Below are 17,045 nucleotides of genomic sequence, written 5' to 3'. Positions count from 1 at the left end.
TGGATTTATGCATCAAGAAGTCCTTTTAAGTAAGCTGCGATTTCATTATCTTGGCAGTTCGCAAAGAAGTATTCTTGGAAATGTTCTCCTGCAATGGTTTCTCTCAAGAAATCTTGGTCGATGTTTTTTAGAACGCTTAGCAGGTCGTTATGGGTAATCTTTTTAACCTCGTTTAAAATACGAGCATTTCGTTGTTCAGGAATTGCTCTTTCCTTTGGATAGCCACCACCAACTTCTTCAGCAAAAAGTCGTTCAAATATCAATTTTAGATTTAATTCTGCACCCCAGCCAAAGCCTTTTGCATAAGGGATTGAAAGAGCATTGCCACCATTTATTTGAGAGAAGAGGTAGGCGTCTGTTGGTTCGATAGCCAAGCCACAGACCACACCAGGAAAACTATTTAAAGCAACCATTGCTCCTTCACCAGTACCGCAACCGGTGATGACAAAGTCAGCAGCTTTTGTATTTAAGAGAATGGCTGCTAGTAAACCATTTTGAACATAAGTTAATTGGCTTTCGCCTTCTTTTCCATACATACCGTAGTTGTACAGTTCATATCCTTTTTTGTCAGTTGTTTCTTTTAAGGCATCATAAATAATGTGGTTTTTAGCAGCTTGACTATTTTCGTTAATTAAAGCAATTTTCATTTTTATTTCTTCTTTCTATTCTGGTTGTTTTCCGATATAAGCTAGGATACCGCCGTCAACGTAGAGAATATGTCCATTGACAAAGTCGCTAGCATCACTAGCGAGAAAAACAGCTGGTCCCATGAGGTCTTCTGGATTCCCCCAGCGTGCCGCAGGTGTTTTAGCGATGATAAATTGGTCAAATGGATGGCGTGAGCCATCTTCTTGTAATTCGCGTAATGGTGCTGTTTGAGGAGTGGCGATATAGCCAGGACCAATACCATTACACTGAATATTAGCACTGCCGTATTCTGAAGCGATGTTACGCGTTAGCATTTTGAGTCCACCTTTAGCAGCGGCGTAAGCACTAACTGTTTCGCGACCGAGCTCGCTCATCATGGAGCAAATGTTGATGATTTTTCCGTGTCCTTTTTTAATCATCGAAGGAATGACGGCTTTGGAAACAATGAACGGTGCGTTTAAGTCAATATCAATCACCTTGCGAAAATCAGCTGCACTCATTTCGCACATAGGAACTCTTCGAATGATGCCTGCATTGTTGACCAAAATATCAATAATGCCAACTTCTCGCTCAACTTGCTCAACCATTGCTTGGATACCAGCTTCATCAGTAACATCGCAAACATAACCATGTGCTGAGATTCCTGCTTCATGATAAGCAGTTAAACCTCGGTCAACTAATTCTTGGTTGATGTCATTAAAAACAATAGTGGCTCCTGCTTCAGCGTAGGCTTTGGCAATGGCAAAACCTATTCCGTAGGAAGCTCCAGTGATAAGGGCGATTTTTCCCTTTAGAGAAAATTGTTCTATGGAGAAAATTTTTTCTGTCATATTTTATTTCCTTTCAGTTTAATAAGATTTCATTCTAACAAGATTATATTCTAGTAAACCGGTTTTGTCAACGATAAAAAATGTTTTTTTGATATTTAGTAGTGGAACCTTTGTAAAAATCTGCTTTTCGGATTTTTGAAGATAATCTACTAAATGTTAAAAAGAAATATAGATTTCAAAAGAGATGTAAGCGCTAATATTTTTTTGAAAAAAGTATTGACAAGTAAAAAACAATAGGCTACAATGGAAAATGTAAGTAAACCGGTAAACTTAAAAGAGAGGAGAATGTATGAAAATCATAGTTATAGGACATGGAAATTTCGCTACAGGGATTCATAGTTCTTTGAAATTGATTGCGGGCGAGCAAGAGAAAGTAGATGCTATCGATTTTGTGGAAGGCATGTCCGCAAACGAACTAAAAGAAAAAATTCTAGCTGCTATTACAAGCGACGAAGAGGCCTTAGTCTTGTGTGATTTATTAGGTGGAACGCCGTTTAAGGTGGCATCCACGATAATGGGAAATAGACCAGATTTGCAAATGAATGTTTTGTCAGGCTTGAATTTAGCTATGTTGCTGGAAACCGTTTTTGCGAGAATGACACTTTCATTTGATGAAGTTGCTAAAAAAGCAGTTGCAGCAGCACATGGCGGTGTTGTCAATGGCAGAGAGTTGTTTTCAGATGATTCAGAAGTAATAGAAGAAGATTTTGGGTCAGGAATTTAAAAAGGTAAAAGGAATGATTAAAAAAGTTACAATTGAAGAAATTAACACTCCTGAACGATTTTTAGAAGTTCCACTTTTGACAAAAAATGAAGTAGAACAGGCAATTGAGAAAGTCATTCGGCAGTTAGATATAAATCTTGATTATTTTAAGGAAGACTTCCCGACTCCCGCAACCTTTGATAATGTTTATCCAATTATGGATAATACAGAATGGACCAATGGTTTTTGGACGGGAGAACTGTGGCTGGCTTATGAATACAGTCATGATGAAAAATTTAAAGAAATAGCTCATAAAAATGTCTTGTCTTTCTTGGAACGGGTCAATAAAAGAGTAGAACTAGATCACCATGACTTAGGCTTTCTTTATACTCCATCGTGCATGAGTGAATATAAGTTGGATGGTGACAAAAATGCTAAAGAGGCTGCCTTAAAAGCAGCAGATAAGCTGATTGAACGCTACCAAGAAAAAGGAGGCTTTATTCAGGCTTGGGGTGAGTTAGGTAAGAAAGAACATTATCGTTTGATTATTGATTGTTTGCTCAATATTCAGTTGCTATTCTTTGCGTATCAAGAAACAGGTGAGCAAAAATATTATGAGATTGCAGAAAAACATTTTTATGCCTCTGTCAATAATGTCATTCGTGATGATGCCTCATCTTTTCACACATTTTACTTCGATCCTGAAACAGGTCATCCTCTAAAAGGTGTAACAAGACAAGGTTATAGCGATGATTCTTGCTGGGCAAGAGGACAATCTTGGGGTGTGTATGGTATTCCATTGACTTATCGCCATTTGAAAGATGAATCTTGTTTTAATTTATTCAAAGGTGTAACGAATTATTTCTTGAATCGTCTGCCAAAAGATCATGTTTCCTATTGGGATTTAATCTTTAGTGATGGTAGTGAACAGTCTCGTGATTCTTCTGCAACAGCTATTGCGGTCTGTGGGATTCATGAGATGCTGAAATACTTGCCGGAAGTAGATAAAGATAAAGACATTTACAAACATGCGATGCACGCTATGCTTCGCTCTCTGATAGAAGATTATGCTAGTGATCAGTACAAGCCTGGAGGAACGACGCTTCTTCATGGAGTGTACTCATGGCATTCTGGCAAAGGAGTAGATGAAGGCAATATATGGGGCGATTATTATTACTTGGAAGCTCTAATACGTTTCTATAAAGATTGGAATTTATATTGGTAGGAGGAGAGAGATGACAACACCAAATATTATTATGACCCGTGTGGATGAACGATTGATTCATGGCCAAGGACAGTTATGGGTGAAATATCTAGGCTGCAATACAGTTATCGTGGCAAATGATGAAGTGAGTACTGATAAGATTCAACAAACATTGATGAAGACGGTCGTACCAGATTCTATTGCCATGCGCTTCTTCTCGTTGCAAAAAGTTATTGATATTATTCACAAAGCAAATCCTGCTCAAACGATATTTATTGTTTTGAAAGATATGAAAGATGCACTAACTTTGGTAAAAGGTGGTGTTCCAATTAAGGAAATCAATATTGGAAATATTCATAATGCAGAAGGAAAAGAACAGGTTACACGTTCTATTTTCCTTGGAGAAGAGGATAAGGCAGCGATTAAGGAACTGAGTCAGTCTTATCAGGTAACTTTTAATACAAAAACAACTCCAAGCGGTAATGATGGAGCTGTAGAAGTAAATATATTGGATTATATTTAAAAAAGGAGATTCATGATGTCAATTAATTTATTTCAAGCGATTTTAATTGGTTTATGGACAGCGTTCTGTTTTAGTGGAATGCTGTTAGGGATTTATACGAACAGATGTATTGTTTTGTCATTTGGCGTAGGGATTATTTTAGGAGACCTGCCAACTGCTTTAACAATGGGAGCAATTGGTGAATTGGCTTATATGGGATTTGGTGTTGGTGCTGGAGGAACGGTTCCGCCAAATCCAATCGGACCTGGTATTTTTGGAACGTTGATGGCGATTACAAGTGCAGGAAAAGTTACGCCAGAAGCAGCACTTGCTCTATCTACTCCAATTGCCGTTGCAATTCAATTTGTACAAACTTTTGCATATACGGTACGTGCAGGTGCGCCAGAAACAGCTATGAAGCATTTGAAAAATCGTGATATGAAGAAATTCAAAATTACGTTGAATGCGACGATTTGGTTGTTTGCTGTGATTGGCTTTGCTTTGGGATGCTTGGGTGCTCTGTCAATGGATACTTTGCTGAAATTAGTAGGCTACATTCCGCCAGTATTACTTTCTGGTTTAACGGTTGCTGGTAAAATGCTTCCGGCTATTGGGTTTGCAATGATCTTATCTGTCATGGCTAAGAAAGAATTGATCCCGTTTGTATTACTAGGTTATGTTTGTGCGGCCTATCTAAAAATTCCGACAATCGGTATTGCTATTGTAGGTACAATCTTTGCTTTAATCGAATTTTACAACAAACCAAAAACAGCAGATCATGTGGTAGAGGGGGGAGCACACGATGACTGGATCTAAATTAAACAAGAATGATTATCTCAAAACATCTTTGCGGGCATTCTTTTTACAAAATGGCTTTAACTACAGCAATTATCAAGGGTTAGGGTATGCAAATGTTATGTATCCTGCTTTGAAAAAACACTATGGTGATAATCAAGAAGGTCTCTACAAAGCATTAGAAGAAAATTGTGAATTTTACAATACGAATCCTCACTTTCTACCCTTTATTACGAGTTTACACTTAGTTATGTTAGAAAATGATCGTCCCACAGAAGAAACACGTAACATTAAAATGGCATTGATGGGACCTTTGGCCGGGATTGGAGATTCACTTTCACAATTCTGCTTGGCACCACTCTTCTCCACAATCGCAGCTTCTTTTGCGAAAGATGGTTTGATTATTGGTCCAATCTTGTTTTTCTTGGCTATGAATACCATTTTGACAGGGATTAAATTATCTACTGGTTTGTATGGCTATAAGTTGGGAACAACTGTCATTGACAAACTAAGTGAGCAAATGGCGACTATTTCACGGATTGCTAATATCATTGGTGTGACAGTTATTGCAGGTCTAGCAGCTACTTCTGTTAAGATGACAGTGCCTATTACATTTGCCGCTGGAAAAGTAAAAGCAGGTACAAATCAAAGTATCGTGAGCATTCAAGGTATGCTTGATAAAGTAGCACCAGCGCTTTTGCCAGCTCTCTTTACTCTTTTGGTTTACTATTTGATCAAAGAAAAGAAATGGACAACCTATAAACTAGTTATTCTGACAGTTATCATTGGTATTATTGGCAGCTGGCTTAAGATTTTAGCATAATGAATACGACTTTACTTTATGGAATATTGATTGTTTTGGCAGGAACTCCGATTATACTGTCAAGCATCAGTCATTTCCGTCAGCAAAAAATGCTTCAAGAACAGATGGAGCAACGAAAAACTTATCTAGCTTCTTTAAAAGCTGGTGATGAAGTTCTATTACTGTCTGGAATTCATGGTAAAATTATTTCCATTCAAGATGAGTTGGTGACCTTGCAAATTGCTAAGAATGTAACGATTTATGTGGAAAAAGAAAGCATAATGGGAAAGACAAAGGAACAAGGACAGAAGTTTCCAACCTCTGATTAATGGTAAGGTGTAGCATTATATGGTATTTGAATTGATAATCTAGTAACACGAATGCTGCTTGCTTTATTTATGATGGATTGGAGATAAAAATCTCTAACCTCAAAGCGTACTGTATAATAAATCAACAACTAGATGACAGATTAGGTTCTCTTCCAAGCTTAAAAAAGCGAATGGAGAGAACCTAATCTGCTTTGTAGGGTAGGATAAAAGGCAGATTTCTAGAGAAGCAGAACTGTATCAACCATTTTTTAGGTAAGGAAATATGAAACAAGAACGAACTATTTTTTTTGAAGATTTTGATATAGAGTATTATCGACATTATATTCTTCGCTATCAAAAGGAAGAATATAGCCGCATTCAGCACTCCCTTGAACGAATGTTTAGCCATTATTTTTTGTTTGATGGAAATTGGGATATGGAGCCGTGCCCGAGAAAACATCAGATTCAGCCGATGAATTGGGAAGTGCTATTTGAAGAAGATCCAGAGTGGACGTACATGCTCAATCGGCAGGAGTATTTACTGAACTTTGTTATTGGTTACTTGGTCGAGGGAGACATGCGATATATTCAAAAATTGAAGTTTTTCATTTTTGATTGGATAGAGCAAGTACAGGAATTTTCTCCGCAATCTTTGACGACTAGAACCTTAGATACAGGGATTCGCTGTTTTACTTGGTTGAAAATTTTGCTGTTTTTACTGGAATTGGATTTGCTGGAAGAAAAGGAGTCGCAAATCATTTACCGCTCTCTTGAAACTCAGATTCACTTTATGAGAAGGTGTTATCGTGACAAATATACACTCAGTAATTGGGGGATTTTGCAGACCATTCCAATGATTGCCATCTATCATTTCTTTTCAGAACAGCTCGATATTGAAGAAGAATATCTGTTTGCAATAGAAGAATTACAGCAACAGGTACAAATTCAAATTTTGGAAGATGGCACCCAGTTTGAGCAGTCTATTTTGTATCATGTGGAAGTTTATAAAGCTCTGTTAGAATTGTGTATCTTGCTACCAGAGTTGAAGCACAAGTATGCGACTTTGTTAGGGAAAATGGCTACCTACATTCAGATGATGACAGGCTTGGATGGAAAGACGATTGCTTTTGGTGATAGCGACTGTACAGATACGTGGGATATTCTGAATTTATCTGCTCTCGTTTTAGAAGAAGAACAATTACTCTCATTAAAAAATCCATACTTAGATCCATATAGTTTGCTGTTGGTTGGGAGAAAAGGTGCTGATCGTTTAGCAACATTAAAAGCTCAAAAACAAGGAACAAGAACTGCTTTTTTCAAGGATTCTGGTCAGGTTTGTATTCAGACACCTCGGAGCCATTTCTTTTTCAAAAATGGACCGATGGGCAGCGCCCATGCTCACAGTGATCAAAATAGCTTTTGCCTACAGGATCAAGGCAAGCTAATTTTTGTGGATTCTGGTCGCTATACCTACAGAGAGATAGGAGAACGTTCTGTTCTAAAAAGTGCCTGGAGTCACACCGGATGTATCCTTGATGAGACATCGCCTGAAATAGTATCTGGTTCTTGGGATTATGAAAATTATCCACAATCTTTGTTTTGTGACTATCAAAGAGTGTCAGATGCTCATTATGTGGAAGGCAGTTATCTTGCTTCAAATCCATCTTCTTACTTGCATACTCGGAAAATCATCATGTTGGAAGAAGGTGTTTGGTTTGTAGTGGATGACATTAGATGTGCTGGAGAGCATGAATTACGAACTCAATTTATACTAGACAGCCAAGTTGCTGGTAGTCCAAGTCAAGTCAATGACCTTAAGATTTGGAGCGAGATTCCGCTGGCGTTAGAAAAAACGTTCATTTCTAAGAAATACAATGAACTGGAAGAAAGTCATAAATTGGTCAAAATACAGAAATTTTCAGATCGAATCATTGATGCCACTCTGATTATGGATCAATCATTTACTGTAAAATATCATACAGTTTATCAAACAGATGGGCGCCGGCTTCCTAATGCACTTGCAATTGAAATAGAAAATGACTGCACAAATAAACTGATCTTAGTGTTAAATGATGATATTTACAAAGGAGAAAAATTATGTGTGGTCAATGGTATTAAAATGAGAGGAAAATGTGTTATCTATGACAAAAAAACTTGTACAAAAATCAGACTAAAAAGTTAGAAAAGTCTGATTTTATGGGATTTGAAGCCATCGTTTTGTAATAAAATATGTTATAATATGAGTGCTTAGGAGGGACCTTAAATTGGCAAAAAAATTGACCATAAAAGATATTGCAGAAATTGCTCAGACCTCAAAAACGACTGTTTCCTTTTACTTAAATGGTAAATATGAAAAAATGTCTCAGGAAACCAGAGAGAAAATCAAAAAGGTTATTGAAGAGACTAATTATAAGCCTAGCATTGTAGCGCGCAGCCTCAACTCCAAGCGAACCAAATTGATTGGCGTTTTGATTGGTGACATTACCAATAGTTTTTCAAATCAGATTGTCAAAGGAATTGAGGATATTGCACATCAAAATGGTTATCAGGTTATGATTGGAAATAGCAATTACAACCAAGAAAGTGAAGACAAATATATTGAAAGTATGCTTTTGTTAGGAGTGGATGGTTTCATTATTCAGCCGACTTCAAACTTTAGAAAATATTCTCGCATTATTGAGGAAAAAAAGAAGCGAATGGTCTTTTTTGATAGTCAATTGTATGAACATCGGACAAGTTGGGTCAAAACGAATAATTACGATGCAGTCTATGATGTGACACAGGCTTGTGTTGCAAAAGGTTATGAAAAATATATTCTCATCACGGCAGATATTAGCCGATTGAGTACACGGATTGAACGAGCTAGTGGCTTTATGGATGCTTTGGCAGATTCCAACTTAGAATATACAAGTTTGATTATTGAGGATGAGCACACTGACTTAGGTAAAATGAAAGAATTTTTGCAAAAGGAAGTCAATTCAGGAGAGAAAACCTTAGTTTTTGCACCGAATTGCTGGGCTTTACCACTGGTGTTTACCGTTATGAAAGACTTGGATTTTGATATACCAAATGTGGGCTTGATTGGTTTTGATAATACAGAATGGACGAGTTTATCTTCACCAAGCATCACGACAATTGTCCAACCAGCTTTTGAAGAAGGGCAGCAAGCAACGAAAATTCTGATTGATCAGATTGAAGGTCGTCATCAGGAAGAAAAGCAGCAAGTGCTGGATTGTCGTGTTCATTGGAAAGAATCGACAATCAATTGATAACGATTAAGCAAGGCTTGAGGATTAAAAGTCGGATTTTTCTCTTTCAGTTTATGCAAATTTCCTTTACTTATGCTACAATAGGAAAAAGTATGTTGATTGGAGCAAAGAATGAAAGCGATTATTACGGTTGTTGGCAAGGATAGAACGGGGATTGTGGCAGGAGTGTCTAGCAAGATTGCAGAGCTTGGTTTGAATATTGATGATATTTCACAAACGGTTTTAGATGAATTTTTCACGATGATGGCAGTCGTTTCTAGTGATGAAAAGAAAGATTTCACTGTTTTGCGCGAGGAGTTTGAAGCCTTTGGCAAAACTCTCAATATTAAAATCAATATTCAAAGTGCAGCAATTTTTGATGCCATGTACAATATCTAACAGAGGTGAAAAAATGGATATAAAGCAGGTTACTGAAACGATTGCCATGATTGAGGAGCAGAATTTTGATATTCGGACTATCACTATGGGCATTTCACTTCTCGACTGTATTGATACGGATATTGAGCGAGCGGCGGAAAAAATCTATCAGAAGATTACCAGTAAAGCTAGAGATTTGGTAGCTGTCGGAGATGAAATCGCTGCTGAGCTAGGGATTCCCATTGTCAACAAGCGCGTTTCTGTCACGCCTATTTCCCTAATTGGGGCAGCGACCGATAGTGAGGATTATGTGCCACTGGCAAAGGCGCTGGATCGAGCAGCAAAAGAAATCGGTGTTGACTTTATCGGTGGTTTTTCTGCTCTGGTGCAAAAGGGTTATCAAAAAGGAGATGAAATCCTTATCCGTTCCATTCCGCGAGCTTTAGCGGAGACTGATAAGGTTTGCTCCTCTGTCAATATTGGTTCCACCAAGTCAGGCATTAACATGACGGCAGTGGCAGACATGGGACGTGTCATCAAGGAAACGGCTGAACTTTCTGATATGGGAGCTGCGAAATTAGTTGTTTTTGCGAATGCTGTTGAGGACAATCCTTTCATGGCAGGAGCTTTTCACGGTGTCGGTGAAGCGGATGTAGTCATCAATGTTGGGGTTTCTGGTCCTGGTGTTGTCAAGCGTGCGCTGGAAAAAGTCCGTGGTGAGAGCTTTGATATGGTGGCAGAAACGGTTAAGAAAACAGCCTTTAAAATCACTCGTATCGGTCAATTGGTCGGTCAAATGGCTTCAGAGCGCCTAGGTGTGAAATTTGGAATTGTTGATTTAAGTTTGGCACCAACGCCAGCTGTTGGGGATTCTGTCGCTCGTGTTTTGGAAGAAATGGGATTGGAAACGGTCGGTACGCATGGAACGACGGCAGCTTTGGCTTTGCTTAATGACCAAGTCAAAAAAGGTGGCGTAATGGCTTGCAATCAAGTCGGCGGTTTGTCTGGTGCTTTCATTCCAGTTTCAGAAGACGAGGGGATGATTACAGCAGTTCAAAATGGATCTCTCAATCTAGAAAAATTAGAAGCCATGACTGCTATCTGCTCAGTAGGCTTGGATATGATTGCGATTCCTGCGGCAACACCTGCTGAAACCATTGCAGCTATGATTGCCGATGAAGCGGCAATTGGCGTTATCAATCAGAAAACGACAGCGGTGCGGATTATTCCTAAAGGAAAAGAAGGGGACATGATTGAATTTGGCGGTCTTTTAGGAACGGCTCCGGTCATGAAAGTTAATCAGGCGTCATCTGTTGATTTTATCGCGCGTGGTGGACAAATTCCAGCACCAATTCATAGTTTTAAAAATTAAAATGTGGTCTGTATGACAGGCCTTTTCTTTTGAAAAGGAGATTGAAATGACAAAAACGAAATTATACATTATTCGTCATGGAAAAACGATGTTTAATACAATTGGTCGGGCGCAAGGATGGAGTGATACGCCACTTACGGCTGAAGGGGAACGTGGCATCCATGAATTAGGAATTGGTCTGCGAGAGTCGGGGTTGAAATTTTCTAAAGCTTTTTCCAGTGACTCTGGGCGAACGATTCAGACCATGGGGATTGTCCTTGAAGAACTCGGTTTAACAGGCAAAATTCCTTATACTTTTGACAAACGGATTCGTGAGTGGTGTTTCGGAAGTTTTGATGGAGCCTATGGTGGTGAGCTTTTTTATGGCGTGATTCCACGAGTTCTTAATACAGATGACTATAAGGAGCTGAGTCTACCTGAGTTGGCGAATGGCTTGGTTGAAGTCGATACAGCTGGTTGGGCTGAACCTTGGGAACAATTGAGCAGTCGGATTCTGGATGGGTTTACAGCGATTGCTAAAGATGTAGAAGCTTCTGGCGGGGGCAATGCTCTTGTCGTCAGTCATAGTATGACAATCGGTGCTTTTGCGTATCTGATTGATGAAGCGATTACCAAAAATCCTGGCGTGCAAAATGGTAGTGTAACAGTTGTGGAATATGAAAATGGGAAATTTACCATTCAAACATTAGGAGACATGTCTTATCGCCAAGTGGGTGCTAAGATACTGGAAAAACAAAAATAATTATAAAAACGGGAATGTAAGAAAAGTTGATGTTTACAAATTGTGACTTTTATCTTACTCCTGATTTTTCTTTCATCTCTCAAACGATTTTCTGCAAAAAATGATATAATATAGTGAGAAAAACGGAGGTAAGATATGGCAAAAACAAGATTATACATTGTTCGCCATGGGAAAACCATGTTTAATACAATCGGTCGGGCACAAGGCTGGTCTGATACACCTTTGACCGCTGTGGGAGAACGTGGAATTCGTGAGCTAGGGATTGGACTTCGCAAGTCTGGGATTCAATTTGCAAAAGCTTTTTCTAGTGATAGTGGGCGGACGATTCAAACCATGGGGATTCTGCTAGAGGAACTCGGTTTAACAGGACGCATTCCTTATCGCACAGATAAACGACTTCGCGAATGGTGTTTTGGCAGTTTTGATGGAGCCTATGATGGCGAATTGTTCATGGGAGTGATGCCGCGTGTTTTTAACGTAGAGCATGTTCATCAATTGAGTTATCCTGAGTTGGCCGAAGGTCTGGTGGAAGTGGATACTGCTGGTTGGGCTGAACCTTGGGAACAATTGAGCAATCGTATTTGGACAGGATTTTCAGACATTGCAAAAGAAATAGAAGCCTTTGGTGGTGGCAATGCTTTGATTGCTAGCCACGGCATGACTATTGGAACTTTTGTATATCTCATTGACCAAACAAGGCCGCATGGTTTAGATAATGGTAGTGTGACGGTTGTTGAGTACGAAGAGGGTCGCTTTACAGTTGAATATGTTGGTGATATGTCTTATCGCACAGTGGGGGCAAAAGAACTAGCAGAACAGTCAGCAAAATAAAGTGTTCAAAATCAACTGATATGAACAAATCAAGGGAGTTTAGATAGAATTTGTATATGAAAAAGCAGGGAAATTTCCCTGCTTTTTCATATATTTCTCGACCAAAGCACAATTCGAAGCTAATGACCTGGGTAATAAATTGGGCTGAATCTGAATTGAAAGCGGATACTTTTTATATTATACTAAAATTGTAGGAGGTATCATCGTGTTATCAAATGAGCTCATTGAAAAATTTCAAATCTTTTCTAGCTATCCGAATGCCTCTATATTAGAATTAGCTGTTCTCCTAAAATCCAATAGAAAAATGGTGCTGACGGATATACGTAAAATCAATGATATATTGTTTAGTGTGGGTTTACCACGGATACAAATAGAAGAATCGTATATTCAAATGCCAGATATTTCTCTCAATGATCTATTTTCCCGGATGTCATTAGACTCAGGTGAATATTTGTTCTTTGAAGAGCGATTGGATATGATCATACTTTATATTCTATTGAATACTGATTTTGTCTCTAATACTCATTTGCAATGCTTACTTCAGATGAGTAAAAATTCGGTTTTATCTGATTTAAAAAAAGCGAGATTGCAGGCAAAGAAATATGGGGGGCAACTTGTCTATACTCGACAAGAAGGTTACATTATACGTGCAACCGACACAAAGCGTATGCTTCTACTTGAGCAAGTGGTAGAAAATATTTTAGCCAAAGCTAGTGGCAGTTGGGTCATCAAATATGTGCTGGATGAATGCCAGATTCAAATAAATGTTGAAGAGATTTATAACTTCTTATATGATTTGGGCTGTCAATATCATTTGGTTTTTATTTTTGAAAAAACCAAAGCAGTGAGCTACTTATTAGCAGTTTTGGTTAGCCAACAATGGGAAGAACAGACTGTCATTGGACCTCCATATTTATCGAAAATGGAACAATCTTCCATAGGGAGACTTGTGAAAGAGTTGGTGGTTTCTTATCCTTTGCTAGAGCAGAAACGTTATTTTATCATGAGTCGGTTAGCAGGATGTATTCAAGGAGATTTGATAGACAATCCAGACCCGTTAATGATTTTCATTATGGATCGGATTATCAATCAAGTAAAAGCTTATACAGGGATTGAATTTAGAGATTCCATTCAATTTAGAAAAGATTTATATGCTCATCTTTATCCGGCTTTTTATCGACTTTTGTTTGATATTCCATTGAATAATCCTTTAAAAGAGCAGATTCTAAAGGATTTCAATTCACTCTTTCATCTTGTAAGGCGAAGTTTGAGCCCTTTGGAAAAATATTTGAAAAAGACGATTAGCAATGATGAAATTGCTTATTTCACCATTCATTTTGGTGGGTATCTGGAGCAGATTGGGACATCAAATCAGAGTGCGAAGTTGACTGCTCTAACTATTTGTCCAAATGGTGTTAGTTCTTCTTTGATTCTTCAGTCGGAGTTAAAGCAGCTATTTCCTAAAATGGTATTTCGAGAGGTGCACCAGCTAAAACAGGTGAAAGAAATTGGTGTTTCTACTTACGACATGATTTTTTCAACAATTTATTTTGAAACGAATAAGCCACTTTATTTGTTAAAACCTCTGATGAATTCAATGGAGAAAATCATGTTGAAAAAACAAGTTTGTACCGACTTTAATATAGATGAAATGGGAATTTCTGTTGAAGAATTATTGCAGATTATCCATAGGCATGCAGAGATTAAGGATATGAGTAAGCTTCGCAGAGAATTATCGACTTACATCATGGGTAATCAAGAAAAACAAGAACTAGGAGGATATGGTTTGGTAGATTTACTGGAAAGAAAATTAATAAGGCAGATAGAGTGTGTGCCTGATTGGAAGAAAGCGATTCAAGTGGCATCTGCTCCATTGCTGGAACAAGGTTATATCCACCAATCTTATGTGGAAGGGATGATTGATTCGGTGGAGCAAATGGGACCATATATTGTACTGGCACCAAGGGTTGCTGTTCCACATGCATCGCCTGAATACGGAGTTGATAAATTGGGAATTAGTTTATTGCAACTCAAACAACCTGTGGATTTTGATATAACAGATGAAGGAGATGAGGAAAAGCAAGTTCAACTAATTTTTGTCTTGGCTGCAGTTGATTCGACTTCTCATTTGAAATCGTTACAGGAGCTGGCAATGATTTTGGATGATGAAGGAGTAGTAGGGAGCTTAATTAGGGCGGAAACAATTGATGAAATACTATGCATCATCACAGAAGCAATTGAGAAAGGAGAAAGCTATGATTAAAATTGTAACAGTTTGTGGAAATGGTATCGGCAGCAGTCTTTTACTACGTTTAAAGGTGGAAGCAATAGCTAAAGATTTGGGTATCGAAGTGGAGGTAGAGTCTTGTGACTCAAATGCTGCAGTCGGAAAAGGTGCCGATCTTTACGTAACAGTTAAAGAATTTAAAGATATTTTTCCAGTAGAAACCAAAGTCTGTATTGTCAAAAGCTACACAAATCGTAAGAAGATTGAAGCAGATTTGGTTCCAGTTTTAGAAGAAATGAATCCTTAATAAGAATGGAGGTTTTATGATGAATGGAGTACTGACTTTTTTACAAAATATTTTGAGCGAACCTGCGTTTTTGATGGGCCTGATTGCCTTCGTTGGCTTAGTCGCTTTGCGCACTCCGAGTCACAAGGTGTTGACAGGAACATTAGGACCTATTCTAGGGTATTTGATGTTAGCTGCTGGAGCGACTGTTATCCAACAAAACCTAGCTCCTTTGGCTACTTTGATTGACCAAGGCTTTGGCATTACAGGGGTTGTACCAAATAATGAAGCTGTAACTTCGGTAGCTCAAAAGATTTTAGGTGTTGAAACCATGTCAATCTTGATTGTTGGCTTGGTTTTAAATATTTTGTTTGCACGTTTCACGCGATTCAAATATATCTTTTTAACAGGACACCATAGTTTCTTTATGGCTTGTCTTTTGTCTGCAGTATTGGGAGCGATTGGCTTTAAAGGAATGGCTTTAGTTGCGGTTGGCGGCTTTATTCTTGGGGCCTGGTCTGCAATTTCGCCAGCTATCGGGCAAAAGTATACTCTGAAAGTCACCGATGGAGATGAGATTGCTATGGGACATTTTGGTAGTCTGGGTTACTATCTGTCAGCTTGGATTGGTTCTAAAGTTGGCAAAAACAGTCCCAGTACGGAAGAATTGCATATCTCTGAGAAGTGGAGTTTTTTGAGAAATACAACCATTTCGACAGGCTTGGTAATGGTCGTATTTTACCTCATTGCAGTTGTAGCCTGTCTCATCAATAATCCTAAAACTGTAACAGAATTAGCAGCAGGGAAAAATCCGTTCATCTTTGCTATTGTAGGCGGTTTGACATTCGCAGTTGGTGTCGCTATCGTTTATGCTGGTGTTCGGATGATTTTGGCAGATTTGATTCCAGCTTTCCAAGGTATCGCAATGAAATTGATTCCGAATGCTGTTCCTGCTGTGGATTGTGCTGTATTCTTTCCTTATGCTCCGACGGCTGTTATTCTCGGTTTTGCTTTTAGTTTCCTTGGAGGTTTGCTTGGTATGTTCGTGTTAGGAGCAATTGGTGGTGTTTTGATTGTCCCTGGTATGGTGCCTCACTTTTTCTGTGGAGCAACTGCTGGAATATTCGGAAATGCAACAGGGGGGAGACGTGGAGCTATTTTGGGATCTTTTGTAAATGGCTTGTTTCTAGCCTTTCTTCCTGCAACGCTCTTACCCGTTTTAGGAAAATTGGGTTTTGCAAATACAACGTTTGGCGATTTTGACTTTGGCGTATTTGGAATTTTGCTGGGTAATGTTGGAAATTCCATTGGACAAATCGGTGTTTATCTGATTGTAGCGGTTTTAGTCGTGGTTTTACTGTTACCATCCATCATTACAAAGGGAAATACAGCTTTAAATAATATTTCTGAAGAATAACATAAAGGAGAAAAATATGGTTAAAACATTATCTATTAAAGTTTACTCAGATGGTGCGGTATTGGATAAGATGTTAAAGGATTTAGAGTCTGGGTTAGTATCGGGTTTTACGACCAATCCTAGTCTAATGAAAAAAGCGGGCATTACAAGTTATGTAGAATTTGCCAAAGAAGTGTTGACAAAAATTACAGAATTTCCAGTGTCATTTGAGGTGTTTTCAGACGAGATGGAAATCATGGAGAAAGAAGCGGAATTCTTAGCTTCTCTCGGTGAAAATGTCTATGTGAAAATTCCGGGCATCAATTCTCGAGGTGAATCAACTCTTCCTCTCATTGATCGATTAACATCTAAAGGAATTAAAGTTAATGTGACAGCGGTGTTTACTGTAGAACAAGTCAAGGAAATTGTGCCAGTTTTAAAGGCAGGACTGCCATCAATCGTTTCTGTCTTTGCGGGGCGGATAGCTGATACAGGTGTGGATCCGATACCGATTATGAAAGAATCTTTGACTTTATGTCATCAAAAATCTAGTGTGGAATTGCTGTGGGCGAGTCCACGAGAAGCATACAATATTTATCAAGCAGACGAGTTAGGTGTAGATATTATCACTTGTACACCAGATTTGATTCAAAAATTATCTCTCAATGGCAAAGATCTATATGAGTATTCATTGGAAACTGTTCAGATGTTTCTCCGTGATAGCACTAGCTTAGGGTTTAAGATAATAGAAGAATGATGTGCAAATACTTCAT

General features: G+C 38.4%; 18 protein-coding genes. 16 read left to right on the top strand and 2 right to left on the bottom strand.

The genetic code is table 11. The annotated features are described in order from the left end of the window. Positions 1-5: 5 nt before the first annotated feature. Both SCSC_RS07630 and SCSC_RS07625 read right to left on the bottom strand, forming a co-directional pair. A complete protein-coding gene (locus SCSC_RS07630) occupies positions 6-647 on the bottom strand; it encodes an RpiB/LacA/LacB family sugar-phosphate isomerase (RefSeq protein WP_006270202.1) in 642 nt (213 codons plus the stop codon). A gap of 15 nt (positions 648-662) precedes the next feature. Then, entirely contained in the window at positions 663-1,478 is an 816-nt protein-coding gene (locus SCSC_RS07625) for a gluconate 5-dehydrogenase (RefSeq protein ID WP_003035431.1), read from the bottom strand. A 289-nt stretch (positions 1,479-1,767) separates the two neighbouring features. Between SCSC_RS07625 and SCSC_RS07620 the strand changes: the two genes are divergently transcribed. From SCSC_RS07620 to SCSC_RS07545, 16 genes are all read left to right on the top strand, one after another. Further along, a complete protein-coding gene (locus SCSC_RS07620; protein WP_003070607.1) occupies positions 1,768-2,202 on the top strand; it encodes a PTS sugar transporter subunit IIA in 435 nt (144 codons plus the stop codon). A 13-nt stretch (positions 2,203-2,215) separates the two neighbouring features. Continuing rightward, complete coding sequence (locus tag SCSC_RS07615) at positions 2,216-3,406, top strand: glycoside hydrolase family 88 protein (protein WP_037565960.1); 1,191 nt, start codon at positions 2,216-2,218, stop codon at positions 3,404-3,406. Positions 3,407-3,416: 10 nt separating this feature from the next. Then, positions 3,417-3,908 (top strand): PTS sugar transporter subunit IIB, encoded by a 492-nt coding sequence (locus tag SCSC_RS07610; protein WP_003035570.1) that lies wholly within the window; start codon positions 3,417-3,419, stop codon positions 3,906-3,908. Positions 3,909-3,923: 15 nt separating this feature from the next. Then, positions 3,924-4,703, top strand: a complete 780-nt coding sequence (locus SCSC_RS07605) for a PTS mannose/fructose/sorbose/N-acetylgalactosamine transporter subunit IIC (protein WP_006270285.1) — start codon at positions 3,924-3,926, stop codon at positions 4,701-4,703. Beyond that, complete coding sequence (locus tag SCSC_RS07600) at positions 4,690-5,505, top strand: PTS system mannose/fructose/sorbose family transporter subunit IID (RefSeq protein ID WP_003035586.1); 816 nt, start codon at positions 4,690-4,692, stop codon at positions 5,503-5,505. The genes SCSC_RS07605 and SCSC_RS07600 overlap by 14 nt, the downstream gene beginning before the upstream one ends. After that, positions 5,505-5,813, top strand: coding sequence for a preprotein translocase subunit YajC (locus SCSC_RS07595; protein ID WP_006270279.1), 309 nt, complete (start codon positions 5,505-5,507; stop codon positions 5,811-5,813). Before SCSC_RS07600 ends, SCSC_RS07595 begins: the two co-directional genes overlap by 1 nt. 262 nt (positions 5,814-6,075) lie before the next feature. Beyond that, positions 6,076-7,974, top strand: a complete 1,899-nt coding sequence (locus SCSC_RS07590) for a heparinase II/III domain-containing protein (protein WP_006270238.1) — start codon at positions 6,076-6,078, stop codon at positions 7,972-7,974. An 82-nt stretch (positions 7,975-8,056) separates the two neighbouring features. Then, positions 8,057-9,061 (top strand): LacI family DNA-binding transcriptional regulator, encoded by a 1,005-nt coding sequence (locus tag SCSC_RS07585; protein WP_003070602.1) that lies wholly within the window; start codon positions 8,057-8,059, stop codon positions 9,059-9,061. Between the two features lie 111 nt (positions 9,062-9,172). Continuing rightward, positions 9,173-9,439 carry an ACT domain-containing protein gene (locus SCSC_RS07580; RefSeq protein ID WP_003035507.1) on the top strand — a complete coding sequence of 89 codons (267 nt, stop codon included), beginning with the start codon at positions 9,173-9,175 and terminating at the stop codon, positions 9,437-9,439. Between the two features lie 13 nt (positions 9,440-9,452). Further along, the gene (locus SCSC_RS07575) at positions 9,453-10,790 is read left to right on the top strand and encodes a PFL family protein (protein WP_006270206.1); all 1,338 of its coding nucleotides are present in this window, start codon (positions 9,453-9,455) and stop codon (positions 10,788-10,790) included. Between the two features lie 46 nt (positions 10,791-10,836). Next, positions 10,837-11,532, top strand: coding sequence for a histidine phosphatase family protein (locus tag SCSC_RS07570; RefSeq protein ID WP_006270230.1), 696 nt, complete (start codon positions 10,837-10,839; stop codon positions 11,530-11,532). Between the two features lie 135 nt (positions 11,533-11,667). After that, entirely contained in the window at positions 11,668-12,363 is a 696-nt protein-coding gene (locus tag SCSC_RS07565; RefSeq protein ID WP_006270275.1) for a histidine phosphatase family protein, read from the top strand. 205 nt (positions 12,364-12,568) lie between these two features. Continuing rightward, a complete protein-coding gene (locus SCSC_RS07560) occupies positions 12,569-14,626 on the top strand; it encodes a BglG family transcription antiterminator (RefSeq protein WP_006270214.1) in 2,058 nt (685 codons plus the stop codon). Continuing rightward, positions 14,619-14,897 (top strand): PTS sugar transporter subunit IIB, encoded by a 279-nt coding sequence (locus tag SCSC_RS07555; protein ID WP_003035564.1) that lies wholly within the window; start codon positions 14,619-14,621, stop codon positions 14,895-14,897. Before SCSC_RS07560 ends, SCSC_RS07555 begins: the two co-directional genes overlap by 8 nt. Before the next feature lie 19 nt (positions 14,898-14,916). Continuing rightward, positions 14,917-16,293, top strand: coding sequence for a PTS ascorbate transporter subunit IIC (gene ulaA / locus SCSC_RS07550; RefSeq protein ID WP_003070596.1), 1,377 nt, complete (start codon positions 14,917-14,919; stop codon positions 16,291-16,293). A 16-nt stretch (positions 16,294-16,309) separates the two neighbouring features. Further along, positions 16,310-17,029: a transaldolase gene (locus SCSC_RS07545; protein WP_006270208.1), complete on the top strand. Its 720-nt coding sequence runs from the start codon at positions 16,310-16,312 to the stop codon at positions 17,027-17,029. Positions 17,030-17,045 lie beyond the last annotated feature (16 nt).

The organism is Streptococcus constellatus subsp. constellatus (assembly GCF_023167545.1).
Classification (GTDB): Bacteria; Bacillota; Bacilli; order Lactobacillales; family Streptococcaceae; genus Streptococcus; species Streptococcus constellatus.
Note: the sequence above shows the minus strand (reverse complement) of the source record. Positions and strands in the feature narration are given on the sequence as shown.

Bases quoted from the DNA above. Each gene is read 5' to 3' on its own strand.
- SCSC_RS07590 (WP_006270238.1), top strand. From the start codon at position 6,076: ATGAAACAAGAACGAACTATTTTTTTTGAAGATTTTGATATAGAGTAT.
- SCSC_RS07545 (WP_006270208.1), top strand. From the start codon at position 16,310: ATGGTTAAAACATTATCTATTAAAGTTTACTCAGATGGTGCGGTATTG.
- SCSC_RS07605 (WP_006270285.1), top strand. From the start codon at position 3,924: ATGTCAATTAATTTATTTCAAGCGATTTTAATTGGTTTATGGACAGCG.
- SCSC_RS07630 (WP_006270202.1), bottom strand. From the start codon at position 647: ATGAAAATTGCTTTAATTAACGAAAATAGTCAAGCTGCTAAAAACCAC.
- SCSC_RS07625 (WP_003035431.1), bottom strand. From the start codon at position 1,478: ATGACAGAAAAAATTTTCTCCATAGAACAATTTTCTCTAAAGGGAAAA.
- SCSC_RS07580 (WP_003035507.1), top strand. From the start codon at position 9,173: ATGAAAGCGATTATTACGGTTGTTGGCAAGGATAGAACGGGGATTGTG.
- SCSC_RS07620 (WP_003070607.1), top strand. From the start codon at position 1,768: ATGAAAATCATAGTTATAGGACATGGAAATTTCGCTACAGGGATTCAT.
- SCSC_RS07575 (WP_006270206.1), top strand. From the start codon at position 9,453: ATGGATATAAAGCAGGTTACTGAAACGATTGCCATGATTGAGGAGCAG.
- SCSC_RS07600 (WP_003035586.1), top strand. From the start codon at position 4,690: ATGACTGGATCTAAATTAAACAAGAATGATTATCTCAAAACATCTTTG.
- SCSC_RS07595 (WP_006270279.1), top strand. From the start codon at position 5,505: ATGAATACGACTTTACTTTATGGAATATTGATTGTTTTGGCAGGAACT.
- SCSC_RS07565 (WP_006270275.1), top strand. From the start codon at position 11,668: ATGGCAAAAACAAGATTATACATTGTTCGCCATGGGAAAACCATGTTT.
- ulaA (WP_003070596.1), top strand. From the start codon at position 14,917: ATGAATGGAGTACTGACTTTTTTACAAAATATTTTGAGCGAACCTGCG.
- SCSC_RS07615 (WP_037565960.1), top strand. From the start codon at position 2,216: ATGATTAAAAAAGTTACAATTGAAGAAATTAACACTCCTGAACGATTT.
- SCSC_RS07555 (WP_003035564.1), top strand. From the start codon at position 14,619: ATGATTAAAATTGTAACAGTTTGTGGAAATGGTATCGGCAGCAGTCTT.
- SCSC_RS07570 (WP_006270230.1), top strand. From the start codon at position 10,837: ATGACAAAAACGAAATTATACATTATTCGTCATGGAAAAACGATGTTT.
- SCSC_RS07610 (WP_003035570.1), top strand. From the start codon at position 3,417: ATGACAACACCAAATATTATTATGACCCGTGTGGATGAACGATTGATT.